The organism is Streptomyces sp. NBC_00885 (assembly GCF_045207475.1).
Lineage (GTDB): Bacteria > Actinomycetota > Actinomycetes > Streptomycetales > Streptomycetaceae > Streptomyces.
On the sequence record NZ_CP108796.1, the window covers coordinates 6,284,593 to 6,310,131 of the forward strand.

The 25,539-nt window shown below is 69.8% G+C and carries 19 protein-coding genes; 7 read left to right on the top strand and 12 right to left on the bottom strand.

The window, feature by feature from the left end; all coding sequences use genetic code 11:
* Nucleotides 1–42: 42 nt before the first annotated feature.
* The 7 genes from OHA61_RS28475 to OHA61_RS28505 form a co-directional block, all read right to left on the bottom strand.
* Complete coding sequence (locus OHA61_RS28475; RefSeq protein WP_406305432.1) at nucleotides 43–2,145, bottom strand: ATP-binding protein; 2,103 nt, start codon at nucleotides 2,143–2,145, stop codon at nucleotides 43–45.
* Nucleotides 2,142–3,683 (bottom strand): glycosyltransferase, encoded by a 1,542-nt coding sequence (locus OHA61_RS28480; RefSeq protein WP_406305433.1) that lies wholly within the window; start codon nucleotides 3,681–3,683, stop codon nucleotides 2,142–2,144. The genes OHA61_RS28475 and OHA61_RS28480 overlap by 4 nt, the downstream gene beginning before the upstream one ends.
* Complete coding sequence (locus tag OHA61_RS28485; RefSeq protein ID WP_406305434.1) at nucleotides 3,680–4,780, bottom strand: HEAT repeat domain-containing protein; 1,101 nt, start codon at nucleotides 4,778–4,780, stop codon at nucleotides 3,680–3,682. Before OHA61_RS28485 ends, OHA61_RS28480 begins: the two co-directional genes overlap by 4 nt.
* The gene (locus tag OHA61_RS28490; protein ID WP_266477124.1) at nucleotides 4,777–5,151 is read right to left on the bottom strand and encodes a response regulator transcription factor; all 375 of its coding nucleotides are present in this window, start codon (nucleotides 5,149–5,151) and stop codon (nucleotides 4,777–4,779) included. The genes OHA61_RS28485 and OHA61_RS28490 overlap by 4 nt, the downstream gene beginning before the upstream one ends.
* On the bottom strand, nucleotides 5,151–5,540 hold the full coding sequence (locus tag OHA61_RS28495; protein WP_406305436.1) for a response regulator: 390 nt from the start codon (nucleotides 5,538–5,540) through the stop codon (nucleotides 5,151–5,153). Before OHA61_RS28495 ends, OHA61_RS28490 begins: the two co-directional genes overlap by 1 nt.
* Nucleotides 5,541–5,803: 263 nt before the next feature.
* Nucleotides 5,804–6,235 carry a VOC family protein gene (locus OHA61_RS28500; RefSeq protein WP_406307505.1) on the bottom strand — a complete coding sequence of 144 codons (432 nt, stop codon included), beginning with the start codon at nucleotides 6,233–6,235 and terminating at the stop codon, nucleotides 5,804–5,806.
* Between the two features lie 31 nt (nucleotides 6,236–6,266).
* Nucleotides 6,267–6,779 carry a pyridoxamine 5'-phosphate oxidase family protein gene (locus OHA61_RS28505; protein ID WP_406305437.1) on the bottom strand — a complete coding sequence of 171 codons (513 nt, stop codon included), beginning with the start codon at nucleotides 6,777–6,779 and terminating at the stop codon, nucleotides 6,267–6,269.
* 177 nt (nucleotides 6,780–6,956) lie between these two features.
* On the opposite strand from OHA61_RS28505, the gene OHA61_RS28510 reads away from it, so the two are divergent.
* On the top strand, nucleotides 6,957–9,971 hold the full coding sequence (locus tag OHA61_RS28510) for a bifunctional [glutamine synthetase] adenylyltransferase/[glutamine synthetase]-adenylyl-L-tyrosine phosphorylase (RefSeq protein ID WP_406305438.1): 3,015 nt from the start codon (nucleotides 6,957–6,959) through the stop codon (nucleotides 9,969–9,971).
* 577 nt (nucleotides 9,972–10,548) lie between these two features.
* On the opposite strand, the gene OHA61_RS28515 is transcribed toward OHA61_RS28510, so the two are convergent.
* The 3 genes from OHA61_RS28515 to OHA61_RS28525 all read right to left on the bottom strand — a co-directional run bounded on the left by OHA61_RS28515 (nucleotide 10,549) and on the right by OHA61_RS28525 (nucleotide 14,228).
* Nucleotides 10,549–11,427: a phosphatase PAP2 family protein gene (locus OHA61_RS28515; protein WP_406305439.1), complete on the bottom strand. Its 879-nt coding sequence runs from the start codon at nucleotides 11,425–11,427 to the stop codon at nucleotides 10,549–10,551.
* A 97-nt stretch (nucleotides 11,428–11,524) separates the two neighbouring features.
* Nucleotides 11,525–12,556, bottom strand: a complete 1,032-nt coding sequence (locus tag OHA61_RS28520; RefSeq protein ID WP_406305440.1) for a LacI family DNA-binding transcriptional regulator — start codon at nucleotides 12,554–12,556, stop codon at nucleotides 11,525–11,527.
* Nucleotides 12,557–12,581: 25 nt separating this feature from the next.
* Entirely contained in the window at nucleotides 12,582–14,228 is a 1,647-nt protein-coding gene (locus OHA61_RS28525) for a glycoside hydrolase family 13 protein (protein WP_406305441.1), read from the bottom strand.
* Between the two features lie 364 nt (nucleotides 14,229–14,592).
* On the opposite strand from OHA61_RS28525, the gene OHA61_RS28530 reads away from it, so the two are divergent.
* From OHA61_RS28530 to OHA61_RS28550, 5 genes are all read left to right on the top strand, one after another.
* Nucleotides 14,593–15,867: an extracellular solute-binding protein gene (locus OHA61_RS28530; RefSeq protein WP_406305442.1), complete on the top strand. Its 1,275-nt coding sequence runs from the start codon at nucleotides 14,593–14,595 to the stop codon at nucleotides 15,865–15,867.
* Nucleotides 15,868–15,964: 97 nt separating this feature from the next.
* Nucleotides 15,965–16,963 carry a sugar ABC transporter permease gene (locus tag OHA61_RS28535; RefSeq protein ID WP_324988946.1) on the top strand — a complete coding sequence of 333 codons (999 nt, stop codon included), beginning with the start codon at nucleotides 15,965–15,967 and terminating at the stop codon, nucleotides 16,961–16,963.
* Between the two features lie 53 nt (nucleotides 16,964–17,016).
* The gene (locus tag OHA61_RS28540) at nucleotides 17,017–17,940 is read left to right on the top strand and encodes a sugar ABC transporter permease (protein WP_406305443.1); all 924 of its coding nucleotides are present in this window, start codon (nucleotides 17,017–17,019) and stop codon (nucleotides 17,938–17,940) included.
* A 108-nt stretch (nucleotides 17,941–18,048) separates the two neighbouring features.
* The gene (locus OHA61_RS28545) at nucleotides 18,049–19,716 is read left to right on the top strand and encodes a glycoside hydrolase family 13 protein (RefSeq protein WP_406305444.1); all 1,668 of its coding nucleotides are present in this window, start codon (nucleotides 18,049–18,051) and stop codon (nucleotides 19,714–19,716) included.
* Nucleotides 19,701–20,786 carry a LacI family DNA-binding transcriptional regulator gene (locus OHA61_RS28550; protein WP_389373725.1) on the top strand — a complete coding sequence of 362 codons (1,086 nt, stop codon included), beginning with the start codon at nucleotides 19,701–19,703 and terminating at the stop codon, nucleotides 20,784–20,786. The genes OHA61_RS28545 and OHA61_RS28550 overlap by 16 nt, the downstream gene beginning before the upstream one ends.
* A gap of 359 nt (nucleotides 20,787–21,145) precedes the next feature.
* Here OHA61_RS28550 and OHA61_RS28555 read toward each other — a convergent pair whose 3' ends face one another.
* Nucleotides 21,146–21,616 (bottom strand): hypothetical protein, encoded by a 471-nt coding sequence (locus OHA61_RS28555; protein WP_406305445.1) that lies wholly within the window; start codon nucleotides 21,614–21,616, stop codon nucleotides 21,146–21,148.
* Between the two features lie 10 nt (nucleotides 21,617–21,626).
* A complete protein-coding gene (locus OHA61_RS28560; RefSeq protein ID WP_406305446.1) occupies nucleotides 21,627–22,136 on the bottom strand; it encodes a GNAT family N-acetyltransferase in 510 nt (169 codons plus the stop codon).
* Between the two features lie 1,701 nt (nucleotides 22,137–23,837).
* Between OHA61_RS28560 and OHA61_RS28565 the strand changes: the two genes are divergently transcribed.
* Entirely contained in the window at nucleotides 23,838–25,523 is a 1,686-nt protein-coding gene (locus OHA61_RS28565; protein WP_406305447.1) for a carbohydrate-binding module family 20 domain-containing protein, read from the top strand.
* The last annotated feature ends 16 nt before the right edge of the window (nucleotides 25,524–25,539 follow it).

Consider the following 25,539-nt stretch of genomic DNA (forward strand, 5'->3'; position numbering starts at 1 on the left):
CCTCCTGCCTCCGGCTGTGAACAGCCCACCCTGCGGGGCAGTTCAGGGGGCGTTCACGGTCTCCGGCGCGGCCACCCGCGGCAGCCGTGCGGTCACCGTCGTGCCCTCGCCCTCCTGGGAGTGGACTTCCGTCGTGCCTCCGTGGTTCGCCACGATCGTGTGGACGATGGTCAGCCCGAGTCCCGTGCCCGGGATGGCTTGGTCCACGGCGTTCGAGGCCCGGAAGAACCGGCTGAAGAGCTGCTCGCACTCCTTCTGAGGGATGCCGATACCGGTGTCGCTGACGCTGAGGACCACCTCGCCGTTGTCTGCGGCAGCCTGGACGCGTACGTGCCCGCCGCTGGGAGTGAATTTCACGGCGTTGGACAGCAGGTTCATCAGGACCCGGTCGAGCTGGTCGCTGTCCGCCTCCAGCACGAGCGGCTCTTCGGGGCAGTCGGTCTCCAGATGGACGGAGGCCGCCTCGGCGGCGGGCCTGATGGTGTCCACGGCCGAGCCCACCAGTTGGCGCAAGTCGACCTCCACCTTCTGCGAACTGAAGGTGCCGGCCTCGATCCGGGACAGCGTGAGCAGATCCTCGATCAGCGCGCGCAGCCGGTTGGCGTTGCGGTCGACGATGTCCAGCATGCGATGCTGCGGCTCCGAGAGCGGGCCCGTTTCGTCGTCCCTGAGCAGCTCGACATATCCCACGATGCTGGTGAGCGGAGTCCGCAACTCGTGGGAGACGGTCGACAGGAAGTCGCTCTTGGCCTGGTCCAGCGCGCGCAACTTCTCCACCAGGGCGGCTTCTTGCCCATAGAGCATCGAGTTGTGCATCGCCCGGCCGACACCGGAGGCCATCGACTCCGCGATGTCGATCTCCACAGCGCGCCAGGCGTGCTCCGGCGAACTGCGCGAGAGGCACACGGCTCCGAGCGGTTCCTCCCCCACTCCGATCGGCGTGAGCAAGACGGAATACAGGCCCAGGTCCCTCGCGGCGTCGCGATTCTCCTCCGGCAGGCCCGTCCTGCCGAAGGAGCCGGGGGCGTCCGGCAGTGGCACGCCGGCGGAGAGATAGTCGGGGAGATTGTCGATGGACCAGGTCGTTCCTCGCCTGTAGTGGTCGCGGACCACCTCTGCGGGGATGGGAGGGAGCGCCTGCAGGCCCTCGGCCGTGAGCAGACCCTGCTCTGCGTTCCATGCCCGCGCCACCGGGACCACCTGGCTGTCCTCCTGCATGAGCAGGATGAACACGTGGTCGGCTTCCAGACCCTCGCCGATCCCCGTGCAGGCCGCGTCCAGGACCTCATCCACATCGAGGCGCTCCCGGATCCGGATGCCGACGTCCCGCGCGATCATCGACAGCCGGCGCCGCTCGTCGTCGATCCCGCGCAGCCGCTCGCTCTCGTCGGCGAGCGTGTTCACCGACCGGGCCACTGCGCGGATCTCGGCGGGCCCGTGCTCCTTGGCCCGTGCCGAGGACTCCCCGGCGGTGAGCCGGCCGAGTGTCCGCTCCACGCCCCTGAGGGGCCGGACCAGGGAACGGGTGGTTCGCACCGACGTGTACACAGCGGCGGTCAGCGCCGCGATCAGCAGGACGGCGACCCATACGGTACTGAGGCGGACGAGCCCGTCGGCGTTGTCGTCCATCCGCAGGACGTCTGCGCTCAGCCGTTCCTCAAGCTCGTGGTTGGTGGCTTCGAAAGCGTTGTACCGGACGGTGCCCTCACGGGTGAGCCGCGCCGCCTGATCGCTTCTCGGTGCGGCTCTCGCCTGTTGGTCGGCGACGCGCACATACGCCTGGAGCTGCTGTTGCTGTGCCTTAAGATTCCGGTCGGCCTGCGGATCGCCGTGCTCAAGGGCGGAGGCGAGTATGGCCGGGTACGCCTGGCGCGCGGTCCGGTAAGCGGCCAGTAGTTTCTGATCGCCGGTGAGGAGATAGCCGCGCATGGAGCGCTGCATGTCGGAAGCCTCGCCGTGCAGCCGCAGATTGTCGACGAGGGCCGGCTGCGTCTGGTCGACGATCTCGTCACTCGCCCGGTGTCCGATGAGCGCGGAGGTCAGCACTCCGGCCGCGACCAGCACGATGAGGCCGCTCATCACGCCGAACGCGGTGCCGAGCCGCCGCGTGACGGAGTAGCTGCCCCGTCCCTTGCGTCCGCTCATGCACGATCACCTCCGCCCGCGCCCGCCTGCCCGGTCTCGGCGAATCCGCTGCGTGGTATGGACCCCCAGGCCTGCTCAGAGCCGCGCAGCCCCTGCAGCATGCCGCGCAGTCGCCACCACGCGGTGAGCTGGCGGTATCCGAGGTTCTCGGCGATCGCCCCGACGACAGCACCCCAGATGTCCCGCGACCGTGCGAACCGGTGGAAGGCGTACTCCTCCACCGCCAGCGACACCAGACTGACCACCAGGGCGTAGCCGTACGCGACGAGCAGGAAGCGCCACACGAAGTCCGGATCGACCGCGCCGAGCAGCACGCTCACGGGTACCAGGACGAGACCGGCCAGTTCGACGACGGGGGCGAGCAGTTCGAAGACCACGTAGAACGGCAGCGACACCAGCCCGATCCGGCCGTACCGGGGGTTGCCGATCATGCGGCGGTGCTTCAGCAGGATCTCCGTCAGCCCGCGATGCCACCGCCGCCGCTGTCCCGCCAGGGCCTTCCTCGTCGACGGCGCCTCGCTCCAGGAGATCGGCTCGCTGACGAAGACGATGCGGTAGTCGCGGCCCTGGTCACGCAGATACCGGTGCAGGCGGACGACCAGTTCGGCATCCTCGCCGATGCAGCCCGCGTCCATGCCGCCCACGGCCACCACCATGTCCCGCCGGAAGAGACCGAAGGCACCGGCGATGACCAGCAGGCCGCCGACCTTCGACCACCCCGTACGTCCGAGCATGAAGGCCCGCAGATACTCGACCACTTGGATGCGGCCCAGCAGCTCCCGGGGCACGCGCGGCTCGACGACGCGGCCCGCGACGACGGTGCAGCCGTTGGCGATGCCGACCACGCCGCCGGTGGCGACCACCCGCATCGGGTCGTCGCAGAACGGCTTGGCCACCGCCAGCAGCGACTCGGAGTCCAGGATCGAGTCCGCGTCCACCATGCACAGCAGCGGATAGCGTGCCAGGTTGATTCCGGCGTTGAGCGCATCTGCCTTGCCGCCGTTCTCCTTGCGGGCCACCACGAGCGGCACCGGTCCGCCCCTGGGCAGATGGACCGACTCCACCGCACCGCGCAGCGGTACGTCGTCGGGCACGACGCGCTCCACCTCGACGAGGTCGAACGCCTCGCGCAGGGCGTCCAGCGTCCCGTCGGCGGAACCGTCGTCCACGACGACGACCTCGAAGACCGGGTAGCGCAGCAGGAGCATGGCCCGGACCGCCTCCGCGATCGATGCCTCCTCGTTGTACGCGGGCATGATCAGCGACACCGGCGGGGTGAAGGGACTCGCCGAGGCGTCTTCGTAGCCCGCGAAGGATGCCCGGCGCAGCCTCCTGACGAGCTCTCCGAAGGCGACGAGGATCAGCAGCAGATAGCTGGTGTTGATGACCGCGAAGTACACGAGGATCACGCTGTCGCTCACCGTGATCAGGGTGCGCCCCGCGTCCTGCAGCCAATCCAGCGACCCGTCGCTCGCCAGGCTCCAGGCACCGGGTGCGTGCGCCGGGCTCAGGATGCCGGCAGCGCTCACCGCACTCACGGGGCCACCTCGGCGACGTGGGCGGAGGACGCGCCGATGACGGACGACTCCGCGAGCGCCGCCCTGGCCTGTGCCGCCGCCCGCAGGCCCCAGCGGCCGTCGGCGGCTGCCCGCAGTTCGACGCCGCCCACGTCGCCGAGGCGCAGCAGCGACCGGGCCGCAGTGGAGGCCACATGATCATCCGGGTCGCCGAGCAGGCCCCGCAACCGGGCAGTGGCGGCCACGGCACCCAGGCTGCCCAGGGCCCCGGCGGCCACCCGGCGCAGGGCGACCGGCTGACCGGGGCCCACCGCGGCCAGCAGCGGTTCAAGGCCGTCCGGCATGCCGAGCCTGCCCAGCGCGCGGGCGGCCCTGATGCGCACCTCCGCATCGGGGTCCTTGCGCAGAGCGCTCGCGATCTCGGCGGTCCTGGAGACCCCGCCGATCGCGCCCAGCGTCTCGATCGCCACCGCCCTGACGAGCGGCTCCGGGTGGTCCAGGCCTGCCGCGATGCTCCGCAGGGCCTCCGGCCCGAACGACGTCAGCGCCCTGGTGACCACGGCGGGCGGTACGGTCCGCGGTCCGTAGAGGCATTCCAGCAGCTGCGGAACGACCGAGGGTTCTCCGATCAGGCCCAGCGCCCGCGCGGCGACCAGCCGCACCTCCGGGTCGCGGTCGTCCAGCAGGCGGCAGAGCGGTGGGGCCGCGGGCCGGTGACGGAGCTGGCCGAGCACTTCCGCGGCGCGGCCCCGCCGGACCGCGCCCCGGCGGCCCAGATCCGCCACGGCATCCGCGGTGTCCCCGCGGCGCTCGAACAACTCGATGAGCGCGGTCCTGGCCTGTCCGGAGACCTTGCCGAACATCAACGCGACCGTCGGCTCCAGAGCCCCCCAGGTGCGGTCGTCGAGCTCCGAGAGCCGGTCCAGCGCCTCGTGCTGCTCGTCCTCCTCCGCGCACAGGAGCTCCAGCAGCACGCCCCGCACCGGGGCCACGATCCGGTCTCGTCGGCGCTGCCGGTAGTGACGGACGACGCGCAGGCCGACGATCAGTACCCCCAGGAGCACCACTACGGTCACCAGGCACACCAGTGCGCCGGTGACGAGACTGGTCGCGATCACCGGGAGGCCCTGGTGAGCACGGCCTGGACGCGGCTGCTCAGTTCGCGCGGGCTGAACGGCTTGATGATGTAGTCGTCGGCTCCCGCGGCGAATCCCGTCTCGACGTCTCCCTCCTGGGAGCGGGCAGTGATCAGGATGACGGGGAGCGAGGCGGTCTCGGGCGCCGCGCGGAGTTCGCGGCACACGTCCAGGCCGGACATCCCGGGCATGCGTATGTCGAGCAGAGCGACATCGACCGGCTGACTGCGCGCTGCCTTGAGCGCGGCCATACCGTCCTCCACGGCGATGACCTCATGACCGCTCTGGGTCAGTTTGAACGCGACGAGGTCCCGTATGTCGCCATCGTCATCGGCTATGAGGACTCGAGGCATTACGTCTCCTGGGCTGCGGAATTCCGGAACGAGTCGAGAAGGTGCATCACGCTTGAGCGCCGGAACGGTTTGGCCAGCATCGCGTCCACCGCCAGCTCGGACAGGTCCTGCTGGTCGATCACCGAGGAGACGACGAGATGGCACTTGCCCGTACGGCTGTCCGCGCGCATCCTGCGGATGACTTCCCGGCCGTCGATACCGGGGAGCATGATGTCGATGATCGCCATGTCGGGTGGGTCCGCGAAGGCGAGTTCGAGGCCCTCCTCACCCGTGTCCGCGACGGCCACCTGGCATCCCAGCCCCCGCAGATGACGCTCCAGCAGGGCACTGACGTCCAGATTGTCTTCGATCACAAGTACGCGCGGAGTGCCCATTACTGTCCTTGTCACGGAAGTATCGCGTCACCTGCCATCAAGGTATGTGCGTTTTGTCCTGCCTGCCACATTTATGATCACTGTGGGTAACGCCCGGCCGGTGCCACCGGCACCAGGAGCGGACCGGCCAACTGGCGCTGAGGGGCCCGGCTTACCGAGGGTGACGAAGGGGCAGGCCGGGGACGTCGGTCAATTCGGCCGGGAGACAGGCGGGTTGGGCAACGGTCTTGTCAGGACCGGGAGTTGTGTGACGTGCGGCGTCACACGCTCGCGTCCGCTCAGCGCTCGGAAAGCGGTGCGGGAGCCTCCTGGACGACCCAGCCGTTGCCGTCCGGGTCCTGGAAGAACATGAACGAGTTCCATGTGTCGCCCGGGCCGTCCTCCCAGCCGCTCGCGCCCACGTGCTGGATCTCGCTGACGTCCACCGACCGCTCGACGAAGGCGGCGCGAGCCGCCGCGATGTCCGTCACGCACAGTTGGAGGCCCTGGAGCGAGCCCGGGGTCATGGGGGTCTGGCCGGGAGGGCCCGGGAGGCCGCTGCCCATGGAGACGGAGCAGCGCGAGCCCGGCGGGGTCATCTGGATGATGCGGATGCCCGGGGCCACGTCCTGGTCGAGGTCGACCTTGAAGCCGCAGCCCTCCTCGTAGAACTCCTTCGACCGGTCGAGATCCGTGACCGGGACCATGATCACTTCAAGCGTCAGTTCCATCGGCTGTGTGGGTGGCATCGGTGGAGCTCCTCTATTCGCTGAACTGCCAACGGGTCTGGCCGTACGGGCTCTTCGCGAAGCCGAAGGCCGTGCGCGGCTCCACGCGGAAGACCAGAGCGGTCCCGGCCTGGTGCACGAACGCGCCGTCACGGACCTCGAAGGTCCAGTCCGAGCCGTACTTCTCGACATACGCGTCCGCCAGCGCGCGCAGTCGCGTCTCGTCGCTCACGCGCGCCGCCGCTCCCTCGACCACCACGTCGTAGCCCTCGCCCAGGGCATTGGCCCCGGTGGTGAGGACCACCTCCCGATTGTCGCGGAGGTTCTTCGCCTTGCGCTCGTCGGCGCCGGTGCAGAAATGCAGCCCGCCGTCGTGCCAGACGCCGATCAGCGGGGTGACATGCGGACGGCCCTCCGGGCGCACGGTCGACAGCCAGTAGGTTTCGGCCGCCTTCAGGCGCTCGACGGCATCGGTCCAGTCGTCGGCGGTGGCCTTTTCGTCGCTGTAGCGGGCGTCCAGCTTGGTCACGGGTTCGTTCTCGGGCATGGTGCGGTCCTCTCCACTCGGGTCACCGAATGTGTAGACCGTGAGCGGCGCCCCTATTCATCGCCGACGGGACGGACGGGATCACGAGGGTCCTGATCGGCCGGACAGGGCCTAGGCTCGAATTTGGGGCCCTGATCGGGCGCGACGTTCGTTGAGCGCAGGACGGGAGACGACGGGATGACGGTGTCGGGGCGCAGAAGCAGTACCTTCACGCGACTGCTGCGGCACGGCTTCACCGATCCGTCCGCCGCCGAACGGTTCCTCGGCCTCTCCGACATGGCCTCCGTACGCTCCGACCCCGTCCTCCTCGACGCGCTCGGCGCCGTCGCCGACCCCGACCTCGCGCTGCGCGCCCTCGTACGGCTCGTCGAGGCGCAGCCGTCCGCCGGCAGGCAGAGCCTCCTCGACACCCTGATCACCGCGAAGCCCCTGCGCGACCGGCTGCTCGGCGTGCTCGGCGCGTCCGAGGCACTCGGCGACCATCTCGCCCGACACCCGCGCGACTGGCAGACGCTCGTCACTTACGAGGCGGCCGATCTGCACCCGGGCGTAGCGGACTTCGAGCGAGGCCTCGCCGATGCCACCGATACGGTGTCGCTGCGCGTCGCCTACCGGCGGTGCCTGCTGTCCATAGCGGCCCGCGACGTGTGCGGTACGACCGATGTCGCCCAGACCGCCGCGGAACTGGCCGACCTGGCCACAGCCACGCTCCGCGCCGCCCTCGCCATCGCCCGCTCCTCGGCGCCCGGGGACGCGGCACAGTGCAGGCTCGCCGTCATCGCCATGGGCAAGTGCGGCGGCCACGAGCTCAACTACGTCTCCGACGTGGACGTCATCTTCGTCGGCGAACCCGCCAACGACGCCGACGAGAGCAAGGCCGTGCAGGCCGCGACCCGGCTGGCCTCGCATCTCATGCGGATCTGCTCCGAGACGACCGTCGAGGGCACGATCTGGCCGGTCGACGCCAATCTGCGGCCCGAAGGACGCAACGGCCCGCTGGTGCGCACCGTGTCCAGCCATGTCGCGTACTACCAGCGCTGGGCCAAGACCTGGGAGTTCCAGGCACTGCTCAAGGCCCGGCCGGTCGCCGGGGACCCGGGGCTCGGCGAGGACTACATCGAAGCCGTGTCGCCCATGGTGTGGCAGGCCGCCGAGCGCGAGAACTTCGTCCCGGACGTGCAGAAGATGCGCCGCCGAGTCGTCGACAACATTCCCGCGGCCCAGATCGAACGTGAGCTCAAGCTCGGCCCGGGCGGGCTTCGGGACGTCGAGTTCGCCGTACAGCTGCTGCAGCTGGTTCATGGACGCAGCGACGCGACGCTGCACAGCGGCACCACGCTGGAGGCCCTGCGGGCGCTGGCGGCGGGCGGCTACGTGGGGCGCGCGGACGCAGCCCAGATGGATGCGGCGTACCGCTTTCTGCGCGCCATGGAGCACCGCATCCAGCTGTACCGGCTGCGGCGTACGCACCTGGTGCCCGAGGCCGAGTCCGATCTGCGGCGCCTCGGGCGCTCGCTCGGGCTGCGTACCGACCCCGTCGCCGAGCTCAACAAGGAGTGGAAGCGGCACGCGGCGGTCGTACGGCGGCTGCACGAGAAGCTCTTCTACCGGCCGCTGCTGGACGCCGTCGCCCAGCTCACGCCCGGCGAGACGCGGCTCAGCCCGAAGGCGGCGGGGCAGCGGCTGGAGGCGCTCGGTTACGCCGATCCCGCGGCGGCCCTGCGTCACCTGGAGGCGCTCTCGTCCGGGGTGACGAGGAAGGCGGCGATCCAGCGGACCCTGCTGCCGGTGCTGCTCGGCTGGTTCGCCGACTCGGCCGATCCGGACGCCGGTCTGCTGGGCTTCCGCAAGGTGTCCGACGCGCTCGGCAAGACGCCCTGGTATCTGCGGCTGCTGCGCGACGAGGGCGCGGCCGCGGAGAACCTGGCGCGCGTGCTCTCCGCCGGGCGGCTCGCCCCCGACCTGCTGCTGCGGGCCCCCGAGGCGGTGGCGCTGCTCGGCGATCCGGAGGGCCTGAGGCCGCGCGGCCGCGAGCACCTGGAGCAGGAGATCCTGGCGGCCGTCGGACGCGCCGACACCCCGGAGGGCGCGGTCGCTGCTGCGCGTGGCGTACGCCGCCGGGAGCTGTTCCGTACCGCGGCGGCCGACCTGATCGGTTCCTACGGCACCGAGGAAAGCCCCGCCGAGGCGGACCCGGGCGCGCTCGTGGACCGGGTCGGCAGCGCGGTCACCGACCTGAACGCGGCGACGATCGCGGGAGCGCTGCGGGCCGCGGTGCGCGAGCAGTGGGGCGACGAGCTGCCGACCCGGTTCGCGGTCATCGGCATGGGGCGCTTCGGGGGACACGAGCAGAGTTACGGCTCCGACGCGGACGTGCTCTTCGTCCACGAGCCGCGCGAGGGCGTGGACGAACAGGAGGCGACGCGGGCGGCGAACACGGTCGTCACCGAGATGCGCCGACTCCTCCAACTGCCCACGACAGACCCGCCGTTGCTGATCGACGCGGACCTGCGGCCGGAGGGCAAGAGCGGTCCGATGGTCCGTACGCTCGCCTCCTACGAGGCGTACTACCGGCGGTGGTCGCTGGTGTGGGAGAGCCAGGCGCTGCTGCGCGCGGAGCCGATGGCGGGGGACCTGGAGCTGGGGCGGCGCTTCATCGACCTGATCGACCCGCTGCGGTATCCGGCGGAGGGGCTCGGGGAGGACGCCGTCCGCGAGATCCGGCGGCTGAAAGCCCGGATGGAGTCCGAACGCCTGCCACGGGGAGCGGACCCCACGCTCCACGCGAAACTCGGGCGCGGCGGGCTGAGCGACGTGGAATGGACGGTCCAGCTGCTCCAGATGCGCCACGGCTGGGCGGAACCGGGCCTGCGCACCACCCGCACCCGCGAGGCCCTGCGGGCGGCACACGCGGCGGGCCTGATCGACACGGAGGACGCGCAGATCCTCGACGAGGCGTGGGTTCTGGCCACCCGAGTCCGCAACGGCGTGATGCTGGTCCGCGGCCGCCCGGGCGACACGTTCCCCTCGGACGGCCGCGAACTGGCGGCGGTGGGGCGGTACTTGGGGTACGGGCCGGGGGTGACGGGGCGGGAGGTGCATATGGGGCACAGCGGGGACATGCTGGACGACTACCGACGGATGACGCGGCGGGCGCGGGCGGTGGTGGAGGTGCTGTTCTACGGAGCGTAGGGGTGCGGCCGGGGGGTGTTTTCCCCCACCCCGCCCCTCCCCGAAACCGGTGGCTGCGCCCCCGGACCCCCGGGGGGTGGGGCTCAGCGGGGCTGACGCCCCCGTGCCCTGGGGGTCCGGGTTCCCGCGGGGCTGGCGCCCCCGCGCCCCAGAGCACAGGCTCCGCGGTGCGGGGCCGTCGGCTCCCGCTGCCATGAGCTACCCAGTCCCGCTCCCGGGCCGGGGCCCGTTCTCCGCGGCAGTCGGCAGTCGGCAGTCGGCAGCCGCGCCGCGAAGCGGGCGCCCCGGGGGTCCGGGGGCGGACGCCCCCGGTTTCGGGAAGGGGCGGGGTGGGGGAAAATCCCCGCCCGAACGCCTGCTTCGCGGCGCGGAGAGTCCGGCCCAGGTACCGGGTGGTGGGCGGCGCCTGCGGCGCCCCGAGCCGGAGGCTCCCCCCCGGAGCCCGGAGCCCGGAGCCCGGAGCCCGGCGGACGGTTACCGGCATCCGGCGGGCGCGGCGGCCGGGGCTGTCCCCAGCCGGAGACGGCGCGGCAGGCTCCCGGCTACCGGGATCCCGCGGATCCGGCGCGCGGGTCGCTCATCTTCCCGCGGTGAAGCGGGGGAGCAGCCGCGCCTCGCGGTCCGGCCGGTCCACCTGCCGGGGCAGCTGGTGCGGAAGCGCCCGGTACCAGGCGTACGAGACCGCGAAGCCGAAGGCCAGGCAGATCATGCCGCCGACCGCGTCCAGCCAGAAGTGGTTCGCCGTCGCCACGATGACCACGAGCGTGGCCACCGGGTAGAGGACGCCGAGGATCTTCGCCCAGGGCGCGGACGCCAGCGCGAAGATGATGAGGCCGCACCACAGCGACCAGCCGATGTGCATGGACGGCATGGCGGCGTACTGGTTCGACATGTTCTTCAGGTTGCCCGAGGCCATCGAGCCCCAGGTGTGATGGACCAGCACGGTGTCGATGAAGTCGTGGCCGTTCATCAGCCTCGGCGGCGCGAGCGGATACAGGTAGTAACCGACCAGAGCCACCGCGGTCGTTGCAAAGAGCACCAGTCGCGCGGCCGCATAACGCCCGGGATGGCCGCGGTAGAGCCATACCAGCACGCCGATCGTCACAATGAAGTGCAGCGTCGCGTAGTAGTAGTTCATCGACACGATCAGCCATGACACCGAGTTGACGGCGTGGTTGACCGATTGCTCGAAGGCGAGGCCCAGGGAGCGTTCGACGTCCCAGATCCAGTCCGCGTTGCTCAGGGCCGCGGACTTCTGCTCCGGTACCGCATTGCGGACGAGTGAATACGTCCAGTAACTGACCGCGATCAGGAGTATCTCGAACCACAGCCGTGGACGGCGCGGTGAGCGCGCCCGACCGCTCGGCGCAGGCGTCGATGCCGGTCGTTCCTCGTCCACGATGGGTGACGGGGTGGCCGTCCGGCCTTCCAGTGTCTTCACGGTCGCTTCACCCATGGGGAGAGAGTCTGCCAGATTCGCGTCCCACACCGATCATCCCTCGGTCTGGTTCAGTACGCATTCTCTCCACCCTATGGACTACTGCTTGCGCGGGTCACCCCGAGGGGCGCTGCACGGGTCCCGAAGCGGTTGATCCCCGTACCACCAGCTCAGGCATGAAGACGAACTCGCTGTGCGGGGCGGGGGTGCCCCCGATCTCCTCCAGCAGGGTCCTCACGGCCGCCTGCCCCATGGCGAGGACCGGCTGCCGGATGGTGGTCAGCGGCGGATCCGTGAACGCTATGAGCGGGGAGTCGTCGAAGCCCACCACGGAGATGTCTCGGGGCACCTCGAGGCCCAGCCCCCGCGCGGCCCGGATCGCGCCGAGCGCCATCATGTCGCTCGCGCACACCACGGCGGTGCAGCCGAGACCGATCAGTGCGCCGGCGGCCGCCTGGCCGCCTTCGAGGGAGTAGAGGGAGTGCTGGATCAGCTTCTCGGACTCCTCGGCCAAGAGGCCGAGTCGGTCCTCCATGGCCTGCTGGAAACCCTCGATCTTCCGCAGGACGGGCACGAAGCGCTTGGGCCCGACCGCGAGTCCGATCCGGGTGTGGCCGAGCGAGGCGAGATGGGTCACGGCGAGGTTCATCGCTGCCCGATCGTCGGGGGAGACGAAGGGGGCCTTCACCTTGGGCGAGAAGCCGCCCAGCAGGACATAAGGGACACCCTGGCCGCGCAGTTGGTCGTAACGCTGCATGTCGGCGGTGGTGTCCGCGTGCAGGCCGGAAACGAAGATGATCCCCGAGACCCCGCGGTCCACCAGCATTTCGGTGAGCTCGTCCTCGGTGGAACCGCCCGGGGTCTGGGTGGCCAGGACCGGTGTGTACCCCTGCCGGGTCAGGGCCTGGCCGATGACCTGGGCGAGCGCCGGAAAGATCGGGTTGTCGAGCTCCGGAGTTATCAGGCCGACCAGTCCCGCGCTGCGCTGCCGCAGCCGCACCGGCCGCTCGTATCCGAGGACGTCGAGCGCCGCGAGTACGGATTCACGGGTGGCCGCGGCCACACCGGGCTTGCCGTTGAGCACGCGGCTGACTGTGGCTTCGCTGACCCCCGCCTGGGCTGCGATGTCGGCGAGCCGTGCGGTCACGGGATTGGACTGTACCGGTCGCATGTCAGATTGCCCACCACGCGCAGGAATCGGCCGGAATACGGGCTGTGTCTCCCGATGGTTCCATACCGTCGGAGCAGAGCAACAGCCGTCCCGGCAGCGGGATTTCGATGACGGACCCGGTGGTGTTGAGCGTGCAGACCAGGCCCGGCCGGGACAGCGCGAGCAGCCCGTCGGACCCGGGCAGCCAGCGCATCGGCCCGCCCGGCAGCCGGCGCCGCAGCTCAAGGGCCGAGCGGTAGAGCTCGAGCGTCGAGTACGGGTCGCCGCTCTGCGCCTCGACGGACAGCTCCCGCCAGCTGCCGGGCTGCGGCAGCCAGCTGGATCCGGGGCCGAAACCGTACGGCGGCTCCTGGCCCGCCCACGGGATCGGCACCCGGCAGCCGTCGCGGAAGCCGTCCTGGCCCGCCGCGCGGAAGAAGGCGGGGTCCTGGCGCACCTCGTCGGGCAGATCGGTGACCTCGGGCAGGCCGAGCTCCTCGCCCTGGTAGACGTACGCGGAGCCGGGCAGCGCGAGCATCAGGAGCGCGGCCGCGCGGGCCCGGCGCAGCCCGCGCCGCCCGCCGCCGTACCGGGTGGGGTGGCGGACCACGTCGTGGTTGGAGAGCACCCAGGTGGTGGTCGCCCCCACCGAGGCGGTCGCGGTCAGTGACTCGTCGATCACGGCGCGCATCGCCGCCGGGTCCCAGAGGCACCGCAGGAACTGGAAGTTGAAGGCCTGGTGCAGTTCGTCGGGGCGTACGTACAGCGCGAGCCGGTCCGGGCTCGGCGCCCAGGCCTCGGCCACGCCGATCCGGTCGCCGGGGTAGGAGTCGAGGAGCCTGCGCCAGGAGCGGTGGATCTCGTGCACGCCGTCCTGGTCGAAGAAGGGCAGTTTCTGCGCGCCGATGAGCCTGGCCTGTTCCTTGTGGCCGATGTCCGGCAGTCCGGCCGCCTTGACCATGCCGTGCGCGACATCGATCCGGAAACCGTCGACGCCGAGGTCCAGCCAGAAGCGCAGGACGGACTCGAACTCCTCGTGGACCTCCCGGTTGTCCCAGTTGAGGTCCGGCTGCTCGGGGGCGAAGAGGTGGAGGTACCACTCGCCGTCCGCCGTGCGGGTCCAGGCGGGGCCGCCGAAGACCGACTCCCAGTCGTTGGGCGGCAGCTCGCCGGCCGGGCCCTTGCCGGGCCGGAAGTGGTAGCGCTCGCGGGCCGACCCCGCTGACTGGCTCGTCGGGCCCGCGAGCGCGGCCCGGAACCACGGGTGCTGGTCCGAGGTGTGGTTGGGGACGATGTCCACGATCACCCTCATGCCCAGCTCGTGGGCGGTGCGTACGAGATCGTCCGCGTCGGCGAGGTTCCCGAAGAGCGGGTCGACGGCCCGGTAGTCGGCGACGTCGTAGCCGCCGTCGGCCTGCGGAGAGGCGTAGAACGGCGTGAGCCAGACGGCGTCGATGCCCAGCTGGGCGAGATACGGCAGGCGCTGGGTGGTCCCGCGCAGATCGCCGATGCCGTCGCCGTCGCTGTCGGCGAAGGAGCGCACATACACCTGGTAGATGACGGCATCGCGCCACCAGCCGCGGCCCTTGCTGGAATTGCTTGCAGCAAGCGGCCCTTCGGCCGCCGTGGGGGCGGGAAGTCCGACGGCGGAAGCGAGCTCGTGGGTCATTCGGGGTCCCTCTCGTCAGGTCCGGGGCGGGGGGACGTACGACTAACGAGGTCAACGTGGGTACGGGCTCGGTGGTGACGGTGCTCCGGGAACCAAAATAACAGCCCTGCAAGAGCTTGCGAAAGTAGTTGCAGCCTGCTGTGGAGCGCCCTGGACGGCAGAAACGGCCGCCGTCAAGCGATGCAATGGCAACTGTCAGGACACGTGGATGTAACGATCCCCTGCTCTTGCAGAAAATTGCCGCAAGGTCTTTCGGGTCTCTTTCATCCTTGTTACGTTCTGGCCCGAACCCGGCGCCGCGAGGGAGCGGTCGGCAGGGGGCCTGGTCGCCCCCGCCATCTCGGGCATCTCTGAAGGAGTTCACATGCGGCGTGGCATAGCGGCCACCGCGCTGGTTGCGGCACTGGCAATGGCAGCGACAGCGTGCGGCGGGGACGGCGACAGCGGTGACAAGGCCGGCGGTCCGGTCACCCTGACCTGGTGGGACACGTCGAACGCGACCAATGAGGCGCCTACGTACAAGGCGATGATCGCCGAGTTCGAAAAGGCGAACAAGGACATCAAGGTCAACTACGTCAACGTCCCGTTCGACCAGGCGCAGAACAAGTTCCAGACGGCGGCCGGCAGCAAGGGTGCCCCCGACATCATCCGCGCCGAGGTCGGCTGGACCGCCTCCTGGGCCAAGTCGCAGTTCCTGGCCCCGCTCGACGGCACGGACGCGATCAAGCAGACCGAGGACATCACCCCCTCGCTCCTCAAGCAGGCCCAGTACGAGGGCAAGACCTACGGTGCCCCCTTCGTCACCGACTCCCTCGGCCTGATGTGGAACAAGGAGATCCTGAAGAAGGCGGGCTTCGACAAGGCCCCGACCACCTGGGAAGAGATCAAGACGGTCTCCAAGGCGGTCAAGGAGAAGGCCGGAGTCGACGGCTTCCAGCTCCGCGCCGACTCCTACTTCGAGCTTCCCTTCCTCTTCGGCGAGGGCACCGACATGGTCGACGCCGCCTCGAAGAAGATCACCGTCAACTCGCCCGAGGCCGTCAAGGCCGTCGACGCGAGCAAGGCACTCCTGGCCGCGCCGGGCGTCGCCAAGCTCGATGTGACCGCCGACTCCTACGCCCACATGATGGACGCCTTCAACACCGGCAAGGTCGCGATGATCGTCCAGGGCCCGTGGGAGCTGACGAACATCTACAAGGGCACCGCGTTCAAGGACAAGGCCAACCTGGGCATCTCCGGTGTCCCGGCCGGCTCCACCGGCAAGGCCGGCGCCCCGACCGGTGGCCACAACCTCTCGGTCTACGCCGGTTCCGACAAGGCGCACCAGGCCGCGGCCCAGAAGTTCGTCGGCTTCATGACCTCGGGTGCGACCCAGGCCAAGATCGCGCTGAAGAACGGCACGCTGCCGACCCGCACCTCCGCCTACACCGCCGAGGTCAAGGCCAGCCCGGGCATCGCCGAGTTCCAGGCGATCCTCGCCGGCTCCGCCCGGCCGCGTCCGGAACTGCCCGAGTACAGCTCGCTCTTCGCCGACCTCGGCACCAACCTCACCGCGATCCTGCAGGGCAAGGTGAGCACCCAGAAGGGCCTGGACACCACCGCCGAGTCCTACAAGAAGCTGCTCAAGGACTTCTCCTAAGTCTGCCGCCCGTGGTGGTGCGGCCGGGAAACCCCGGCCGCACCACCACGGCGCACGCCGTACACCCTCCAGAGAATCTGTCGCAAAGGTGTCGAAGATGACCGTCGCCGTCGAGGGCGGAAGCGAGAAGACCCGCCGTGGCTCTGCGCCGCGCCGCGGGCCGATCAGCCGTATCAGGCAGTCGTACAACCGCAATTGGTACGCCTGGGCGATGGTGGCCCCGGTGGTCGCGGTCATCGGCGTGCTGGTGGTCTACCCGCTGATCCGCGGGATCTATTTGTCGCTGACCGACGCCAACAGCAACAACGTCGGCAAGACGATCGGCGTCAACAAGATCCCCGACAGCTTCTCCTGGGTGGGTTTCGACAACTACTCGGAGATCCTCTCCGGCGGCGACCACCAGTTCTGGCCCCACTTCACCTGGACCATCGTCTGGACCGTGGTCTGTGTGGCCCTGCACTACAGCATCGGCATGGGGCTCGCGCTGCTGCTCAACCGCAAGCTCCGCGGCCGCACCTTCTACCGGATGGTGCTGATCCTGCCGTGGGCCGTGCCGACCTTTGTCACCGTCTTCGCCTGGCGGCTGATCCTCGCCGACGACGGTGGCGTCCTCAACCTGGCGCTGGACTCGCTCCATCTGCCCACCGCGCCCTGGCTGAGTGACCCCTTCTGGCAGCGGACCGCCGCCATCATGGTCAACACCTGGGTCGGCGTCCCCTTCATGATGGTCTCGCTGCTCGGCGGACTGCAGTCGATCCCGCCCGAGCTCTACGAGGCCGCCGAGGTCGACGGTGCGACGCCCTGGCAGCGCTTCCGCCATGTCACGGTTCCCGGCCTGCGCTCCGTCAGCAGCACGGTCGTGCTGCTCGGCATCATCTGGACCTTCAACCAGTTCGTCGTGATCTTCCTGCTGTTCGGCGCGACCGGAGCGCCCGAGGCACAGATCCTCGTCACCTGGGCCTACCGCCTCGGCTTCGGCCAGGACCCGCGCGACTACGCAGGCTCCGCCGCGTACGGCGTCATCATCCTGTCGATGCTCATCGTCTTCGCCTCCTTCTACCGGCGCTGGCTGGCCCGCAACGAGAAGGCCGTCTGACGGCCGCCCCGGAAAAGGAACCAGCCATGACGAAAGAGAGGGGAGCGACCCCCATGAGCACCACCGCAGATGCCCCGGTCGCGGCCGCCGAACCGGTCGCCGCCGTCCCGCCCCGTAAGCCCGCCGCAGGCAAGCGGCAGCTGAGGCGCGGCGAGCGCCCCCGTTCCGCATCCGTGCTCATCCACACCGTGCTGATCGCCGCCGCCTTCATAGCGGCCTTCCCGATCGGCTGGATCGCCTGGATCTCGCTCGGCCCGGACAAGACCGACTACCTGCACCCGGGCGATATCGCCGACAAGATCAGCTTCGAGAACTACACGACCGTTCTCGGCGACACCGAGTTCCTCCAGTGGTTCGCCAACTCGCTGATCGTCGCGCTCGGTACGTGCCTGCTCGGCGTCTTCATCGCCGCCAGCTCCGGCTACGCGGTCTCCCGCATGCGCTTCCCCGGGCACCGCCAGCTGATGTGGACCTTCCTGGTCACGCAGATGTTCCCGGTCGCCATCCTCATGGTGCCGCTCTACAACATCCTGGCCAACATGGGTCTGCTGGACACCTACTGGGCGCTGATCCTGGTCTACTGCACCACCGCGATCCCGTACTGCGCCTGGCTGCTCAAGGGATACTTCGACACCATCCCCAAGGAGATCGACGAAGCCGGCCGGGTCGACGGCCTCTCGCCCTTCGGCACCTTCTACCGGCTGATCCTGCCGCTCGCCCGGCCGGGCCTGGCGGTCGCCGCGTTCTACACCTTCCTCACCGCCTGGGCCGAGGTCGCCTACGCGTCGGTCTTCATGCTCAGCGAGGACAAGTACACCCTCGCCGTCGGCCTGACCAGCTTCATCAGCGAGCACGACACCCAGTGGGACCTGATGGCCGCGACCTCCGTGCTCATCGCCATCCCCGCGTCGCTGTTCTTCTATCTGGTCCAGCGCCACCTGGTCACCGGTCTCACCGCGGGTGCCGCCAAATCCTGACCCGTACGACCCGGGGCACCCGGCCCGAACACCGGCCGGGTGCGCCCTGCTGTCCGACGTTTCGCCCGAACCGCTGCACCGAGCCTCCGAGCCTCCAAGGGATCGAGAATGACCCAGTACCTGGCTGACGCCCATCACACCACCGACCGGACCGCTTCGGCGGACTGGTGGAGAAGCGCCGTCATCTACCAGGTGTACCCCCGCAGCTTCGCCGACGGGAACGGCGACGGCATGGGCGACCTTCCGGGCATCCGCAGCCGGCTGCCGTATCTGAAGGAACTCGGTGTCGACGCCGTCTGGCTCAGCCCCTTCTACGCCTCCCCGCAGGCCGACGCCGGGTACGACGTGGCCGACTACCGCGCCATCGACCCGATGTTCGGCACGCTGCTGGACGCCGACGCGCTGATCCGTGACGCCCACGACCTCGGGCTGCGCATCATCGTCGACCTGGTGCCCAACCACTCCTCCGACGCGCACGAATGGTTCAAGCGCGCGCTGCGCGAGGGCCCGGAATCGCCGCTGCGTGAGCGCTACCACTTCCGCCCCGGCAAGGGCGCCGACGGTGAACTGCCGCCCAACGACTGGGAGTCCATCTTCGGCGGCTCCGCCTGGACCCGTACCCGGAATCCGGACGGCACCCCCGGCGACTGGTACCTGCACCTCTTCGCGCCCGAGCAGCCCGACTTCAACTGGGAACACCCGGCCGTCGCCGACGAGTTCCGCTCGATCCTGCGCTTCTGGCTCGACATGGGCGTCGACGGTTTCCGTATCGACGTCGCCCACGGCCTGGTCAAGGCGGCGGGTCTGCCCGACATAGGCTCCGGCGAGCAGCTCAAGCTACTGGGCAACGACGTCATGCCGTTCTTCGACCAGGACGGCGTCCACGAGATCTACCGCGCCTGGCGCACGATCCTGGACGAGTACCCGGGCGACCGGATCGCGGTGGCCGAGGCCTGGACCCCGACCGTCGAGCGCACCGCCAACTACGTCCGCCCCGACGAGCTGCACCAGGCCTTCAACTTCCAGTACCTGGGCACCCATTGGGACGCGGCCGAACTGCGCGCGGTCATCGACGTGTCGCTGGGCGCCATGCGGCCCGTCGGCGCCCCGGCCACCTGGGTGCTCTCCAACCACGACGTGACCCGGCACGCCACCCGCTTCGCGAACCCGCCCGCCGGCACCCAGATCCGCGAGGCCGGTGACCGCGAACTCGGCCTGCGCCGGGCCCGCGCCGCCACCCTGCTGATGCTGGCACTTCCCGGCTCCGCATACCTGTACCAGGGCGAGGAGCTCGGCCTCCCCGACGTCACCGATCTGCCCGACGAAGTACGCCAGGACCCGGCCTTCGGCCGCACCGAGGGCCAGGACGGCTTCCGCGACGGCTGCCGGGTGCCGATCCCCTGGACCGCCGAAGGCTCTTCGTACGGCTTCGGCACCGGCGGCAGCTGGCTGCCCCAGCCTGACAGCTGGGCCGCGCTCAGCGTCGAGGCGCAGACCGGGGTTCCGGGCTCGACCCTGGAGCTGTACCGCAGCGCGCTCGCGCTGCGCCGGGAGCACCCCGCGCTCGGCGCGGGCGACACGGTCGAGTGGCTGGAGGCCCCCGAGGGCGTGCTCGCCCTGCGGCGCCCGGGCGGCTTCGTCTGCACCGTGAACACCACGGGCGCGGCCGTACGGATCCCCGCCCCCGGCCGTGGCCTGTTGGCCAGTACCGCCGTCGAGCCGGCCGGCGCCGACGTCGAACTGCCCGCGGACAGCACTGTGTGGTGGACGGAGTGACCATTCCCCCCGCGCGGGGCGAGTCGTCGCGGGGCGGTGCCGTCCAGACCGGCGCCACCCCGCGGCTCGCGGACATCGCGGCCCAGGCCTCGGTCAGCGAGGCGACGGCCAGCCGGGTCATGAACGGCAAGTCGGGCGTCGCGAGCGGTACCCGCCAGCGGGTGCTCGCGGCGCTCGATGTGCTCGGCTACGAGAGGCCCGTACGGCTGCGGCAGCGCAGCGCGGGCCTCGTCGGGCTGCTGACCCCCGAGCTCACCAACCCGATATTCCCCGCCTTCGCCCAGGCCGTCGAACAGGTCCTGGCCGGGCACGGCTACACGCCGGTCCTGTGCACCCAGCTCCCGGGCGGCGCGACCGAGGACGAACTGGTCGAACAGCTCCAGCAGAGCGGTGTCAACGGCATCGTGTTCCTGTCCGGGGTGCACTCCGACACCTCGGCCGACCATGCGCGGTACGCCGAACTCGTCGGCCGGGGCGTTCCGTTCGTCCTCATCAACGGCTACAGCGAACAGATCAGCGCGCCCTGCGTCTCCTGCGACGACCGGGCGGCGATGCGGATGGCCGTACACCATCTGGCGGAGCTCGGGCACGAGCGGATCGGTCTCGCGATCGGCCCCCTGCGCTATGTGCCGGCGAGCCGCAAGGCCGAGGGGTTCACGGACGCCCTCGTCGGCATCCACGGTTACACCGCCGCGGCGGCCGAACAGCTGGTCCAGCGCTCCCTGTTCAGTGTCGAGGGCGGCCATCAGGCGGCCGGAGCGCTGCTGGACAAGGGCTGCACCGCGATCGTCTGCGGCAGCGACATGATGGCCCTCGGCGTGGTCCGGGCGGCCCGGGAACGCGGCCTGGACGTGCCGTACGACCTCTCGGTGGTCGGCTTCGACGACTCGCAGCTGGTGGCCTTCACCGATCCGCCGCTGACGACGGTACGCCAGCCGGTGAAGGCGATGGCCGCGGCGGCGGTGGGTGCGCTGCTGGAGGAGATCCAGGGGAGTCCCGTACAGAGCACGGAATATGTCTTCCAGCCGGAGCTCGTGGTACGGGGCTCAACGGCGCAGGCGCGGCGGTAGGTGCGGCGGGGTTGTTCCCCACCCCGCCCCTTCCCTCAACCGGGGCTCCGCCCCGGACCCCTTGCGGGGTCTCCGCCCCCAGCCCCGTACGCGCTTCGCGCGTGTCCTCAAACGCCGGACGGGCGCGCCGTCGCGCGGCGGGCAGGATTCACCCCCGGCAAGCAGCCGCACAGCAAGGACGGCACACGGTTCCACTGGTACATCCGGGATCTGCGCGTCGCTCTCCAGTGATGATGGGAACCTGTGAAATCCGGCCAGTGTCGCTCTTCGTACCCCAGCTGCTCAGGGTTTCGAGACGGGCATGGGAGGCCGCTCGTCTTGGCGGCTCCTGACGGAGGGTCCCGCTTATTCGCTTGGGTTCAAGGGGATGCGAGGTTCGCGCGTGCTGCGGCCATGAAGGCGATCTTGTGTTCCTCGAGGTGCTCGTTGACCTCGACGTCGCCGATCTCTCGCCACACCGCCTGGTTCAGTGCCCGACCGTATGTGTGCACAGGGGCGTGCAGGTCCGCGTCGCTGAGCAGCACGAGGTGCCGTTCAGCGATCCAGAGCCTGGTCATGGCACCCGAAGCGGTACTGCTCCAGTCTTCGTCATCGCCCCAGGCCTCGGGACGGCTGTATGCCGCCCGTTCGGCATCCAGGGCGCAGGCGATGAAGTCCTTGATCGCCTGCATCTGCTCTGCTCGGCGCGCCTCGCTGGTGGCCGCTGCCTGGCGGCGTTCCTCCAGCCGTTCGGCGGAGCGCTGAGTGGCGCGCTGGGAGAGCGCCGTCAGGCCGCCGCCGAGGGCGACGCCTGCGAGTGAAAAGATCGGTGCCCACACTTCCATCGCCACGCAGCGCCCCCTACGACAAGTCCTTGTGCATCAGCGTGCACATGGTCTCGTACCGGAGCAGTGAGCCGTCCGGCGCCTGGACGTCCCAGGCGTCCGGTCGGCGACCGTGGGCCACGTAGCCCAGTCGCTCGTACAGGGCCCGGGCCCGTGGATTGCTCTCCTCCACCGCGAGCTCGGCCCTGTGCAGGCCGCGTGACCTGATGCGGTCCTCCGCGGCCCGGATGAGCATGGTGCCCAGACCACACGACTGCAGGGCCGGAAGTACCCCGAGCTGCCAGAGTGTGCCCACGTCGGCCGTGACCTGGTAGTCGATGCCCCCGATCGCCACCGGAACATCGGCCGGGGTGCACACCGCCAGATAGTCCACATCCCCCGCTGCCGCTCGTACCAACTCCCGTTCCACCTGCATCAGATGGACGGTCGAGCCGGACCACGTACAGGCCGGCAGATCAGTGGGCGTCAGGTCACGGACGAGGACTGGCACGACAACCTCGGCCACCCCGGTACGAGGAAGACTCATGCGCCTATCCGATCACCCCAAGGAGCCTACGGACCAGAGGATTTCGCGTGTAAGCCCTCGACACGTGGTGAAAACGCGGGTGGTCTCACGCTGACCAACGAATACGGGCTGGCGGTGCGCGCCAAGCTGTCGAAGGTAGGTGGCAGGGGCCTGGTCACCCCGGTGGTCCTTGATGGGTCGTCAGCATGGCAAGACAGCAAGGACCCCGGCGACCGCGCGAACGGCCCCGGGGCGTGGCCGACGCTTCGAAGGAGCGACGACGTGAACGACTTTATCCGCCGCGTACTCGATGGGGTGAGAGCAGTCCTGTTCGGGCACCGTACCCCTGGTAGGTACTGCCGACCCGCCCCCGCTGTAGCGCCCCGAGCGCTCCCAACTCGGCTCATCCCTGAGGTGCTCGGGGCCCGGCTGGTCGTGGCGCGCAGACACCGCGAGGCGAGGCACGTTCCACCGCTGCCGGAGCCACGCGCGCAGTGGTACCCGCCTGCCCCCTGGGGGCGCCCACTTACCGTAGTCCGGCCCTACGTGCTCGCCTCGATGGGCGAGGAATGGCGGACCGTCCCCGCAGGCACCCGGCCCTTTTCCTGGGAGGCCGCACTGTGAGCCCTGTCAAGCGGTTGTGGCTGGACACGGGCTCGGGCCCTGGGCGAGTGGTGAACGCGCTCATGTCGGCCGAGAGCACCATGCAGCTCGCGTACAGGGATTGGCTGGCGCACGCCCAGGGTTGCGACGCCTGCGGCAGTGCGGACACACCGGAAAGCGGCTGTGCGTCAGGTCAAGACCTGTGGGGCGCTTATCGGTCCGCGCGGGTGTCGACTGCCTGAGCGCCCCCACAGAGCGCCCGTGCCGGTTAACCACCCCCGTGCGTCTGGCACGGGCAGCGCCCCTCAACTGCCTTCCGTCGTACGCAGTTGGGGGCGCCGCACCACACGGCACCGGGACCGATTCCCGGCACTCAGCGCGAAGGGACAAGCACCATGAACGCAGGCCCTGAATTCGAGTTCCGCACGTCAACCGCGTGCAAGTACGACAACAACGACCCCCGCTGTGTCCGGCCACCGGCCCAGGCTGATCACTGCACTCCGCAAGTTGGACGAGTACCGGGATCTACGTCGCTGAGCCGGCAACGGCCCTGGTCGGCACACTCCCGCGTGTGCCGGCCGGGGCCTTCCCTATGTCGCCGACCATGGGCGCACGGTCACGGCAGGGGCACGCCTGCGTCCCGATATCCGGCGCCCGGGACCGCGCAATACCCTTGATTTCCGCCCGTTTGCACAGGTCAGGCCCTATCCGCCACTAGAAAAGTGAACCGGGCGGAGCCCCAGTTCGGGATGAGGAACGAGCCCGCCGCAGGCGCCCCGGTTCGCCGGACCGGACCGGTCGGCCGGGCGCGTGGGGCCCGGGCTTGCCGAGCCCCCGGCCGACCGGCCCGGAGTCATGGTTGAACGTAACACCACTGCAAGGCTTGCGAAAGGTCTTGCAACGAGGAAACGGCAAGATTTCCACGGTGCTACGACCACGTGTCCAAAGGGTTGACCCCGGCCCGCGAGCCTCGTACGGTCGCGACCGCAATAACTTTCTGCGTTCTTGCAGCAAGAATCATCAGCACCACAAAGGCCTTACGGGCATGGCGCGTTGCCGGGCAAGGCTCACCGTCACCCGCATTCCCCCACGTATGCACAGTGCTGTGCAGGAGGACACATGGCCAGCAGACCTCTGGCTGCCGCGCTCGCCCTGGTGGCGGGCGCGGCGGTCGCAGTGATCGCGCCACCCGGAGCCGCCCGGGCGACGCCGCCCGGCGACAAGGACGTGACCGCCGTCCTGTTCGAGTGGAACTTCGCCTCGGTCGCCAAGGCGTGCACCGACCAGCTCGGACCCGCGGGCTATGGATTCGTCCAGGTCTCCCCGCCCCAGGAGCACATCCAGGGCCCGCAGTGGTGGACCTCGTACCAGCCCGTCAGCTACAGGATCGCCGGCCGTCTCGGCGACCGTGCCGCGTTCAGCAGCATGGTGAACACCTGCCACGCGGCGGGCGTCAAGGTCGTCGTCGACAGCGTCATCAACCACATGGCATCCGCGTCCGGTACCGGCACGGGCGGCTCGAGTTACGAGAAGTACTCCTACCCCGGCATCTACTCGGGCGCCGACATGGACGACTGCCGGTCGACGATCACCAACTACCAGGACCGCGCCAACGTCCAGAACTGTGAGCTCGTCCAGCTCGCCGACCTGGACACGGGTGAGGACTACGTACGCGGACGCATCGCCGCCTACCTGAACGATCTGCTGACGCTCGGCGTCGACGGCTTCCGTATCGACGCCGCCAAGCACATGCCCGCCGCCGACCTCGCCAACATCAAGTCCCGGCTCAGCAACCCCGGCGTGTACTGGAAGCAGGAGGCGATCTACGGCGCGGGCGAGGCGGTCTCGCCGAGCGAGTACCTCGGCAACGGCGACGTCCAGGAGTTCCGTTACGCCCGCGGCCTCAAGCAGGTCTTCAACAACGAGAACCTCGCCTACCTGAAGAACTACGGCGAGGGCTGGGGCTACATGGAGTCGGGGAAGTCGGCGGTCTTCGTCGACAACCACGACACCGAGCGCGGCGGCGACACCCTCAACTACAAGGACGGCGCCAACTACACGCTCGCGAACGTCTTCATGCTGGCCTGGCCCTACGGCTCCCCGGACATCCACTCCGGCTACGAGTGGTCCGACAAGGAAGCGGGCCCGCCGGGCGGCGGCGCGGTGAACGCCTGTTACAGCGACGGCTGGAAGTGCCAGCACGCCTGGCGTGAGATCTCCTCCATGGTCGCCTTCCGGAACACAGCGCGCGGTCAGGTCGTGACGAACTGGTGGGACAACGGCGCGGACCAGATCGCCTTCGGACGCGGCTCGAAGGCGTACGTCGCCATCAACCACGAGGGGTCCTCGCTCACCCGGACCTTCCAGACCTCGCTGCCGGCCGGCGACTACTGCGACGTGCAGTCCGGCAGAGGTGTGACGGTGAACGGATCCGGCCAGTTCACGGCGACGCTCGGCTCGAACACGGCGCTCGCGCTGCATGTCAACGCCCGCAACTGCGGGTCGAGTTCGGCGACGGGCGCATCGTTCAACGTCAACGCGACGACGGTGACCGGACAGAACATCTACGTCACCGGCAACCAGCCGGCGCTCGGCAACTGGAACCCGGCCGGCGCGCTGAAGCTGGACCCGGCGAGCTATCCGGTCTGGAAGCTGGATGTCGCGCTGCCCGCGGGGACGGCGTTCGAGTACAAGTACATCCGCAAGGACGCGGCGGGGGCGGTGACGTGGGAGACGGGCGCGAACCGGTCGGCGACGGTGCCGGCGAGCGGTTCGGTGACCTTGTCGGACACGTTCCGCACGTGATGCTGCGCCTGGGGCG

Coding starts and splice junctions, on each gene's coding strand:
- OHA61_RS28515 (WP_406305439.1), bottom strand. CDS start 11,427: ATGGGTGAAGCGACCGTGAAGACACTGGAAGGCCGGACGGCCACCCCG.
- OHA61_RS28510 (WP_406305438.1), top strand. CDS start 6,957: ATGACGGTGTCGGGGCGCAGAAGCAGTACCTTCACGCGACTGCTGCGG.
- OHA61_RS28490 (WP_266477124.1), bottom strand. CDS start 5,151: ATGCCTCGAGTCCTCATAGCCGATGACGATGGCGACATACGGGACCTC.
- OHA61_RS28565 (WP_406305447.1), top strand. CDS start 23,838: ATGGCCAGCAGACCTCTGGCTGCCGCGCTCGCCCTGGTGGCGGGCGCG.
- OHA61_RS28530 (WP_406305442.1), top strand. CDS start 14,593: ATGCGGCGTGGCATAGCGGCCACCGCGCTGGTTGCGGCACTGGCAATG.
- OHA61_RS28505 (WP_406305437.1), bottom strand. CDS start 6,779: ATGCCCGAGAACGAACCCGTGACCAAGCTGGACGCCCGCTACAGCGAC.
- OHA61_RS28475 (WP_406305432.1), bottom strand. CDS start 2,145: ATGAGCGGACGCAAGGGACGGGGCAGCTACTCCGTCACGCGGCGGCTC.
- OHA61_RS28545 (WP_406305444.1), top strand. CDS start 18,049: ATGACCCAGTACCTGGCTGACGCCCATCACACCACCGACCGGACCGCT.
- OHA61_RS28500 (WP_406307505.1), bottom strand. CDS start 6,235: ATGGAACTGACGCTTGAAGTGATCATGGTCCCGGTCACGGATCTCGAC.
- OHA61_RS28560 (WP_406305446.1), bottom strand. CDS start 22,136: ATGAGTCTTCCTCGTACCGGGGTGGCCGAGGTTGTCGTGCCAGTCCTC.
- OHA61_RS28540 (WP_406305443.1), top strand. CDS start 17,017: ATGAGCACCACCGCAGATGCCCCGGTCGCGGCCGCCGAACCGGTCGCC.
- OHA61_RS28525 (WP_406305441.1), bottom strand. CDS start 14,228: ATGACCCACGAGCTCGCTTCCGCCGTCGGACTTCCCGCCCCCACGGCG.
- OHA61_RS28535 (WP_324988946.1), top strand. CDS start 15,965: ATGACCGTCGCCGTCGAGGGCGGAAGCGAGAAGACCCGCCGTGGCTCT.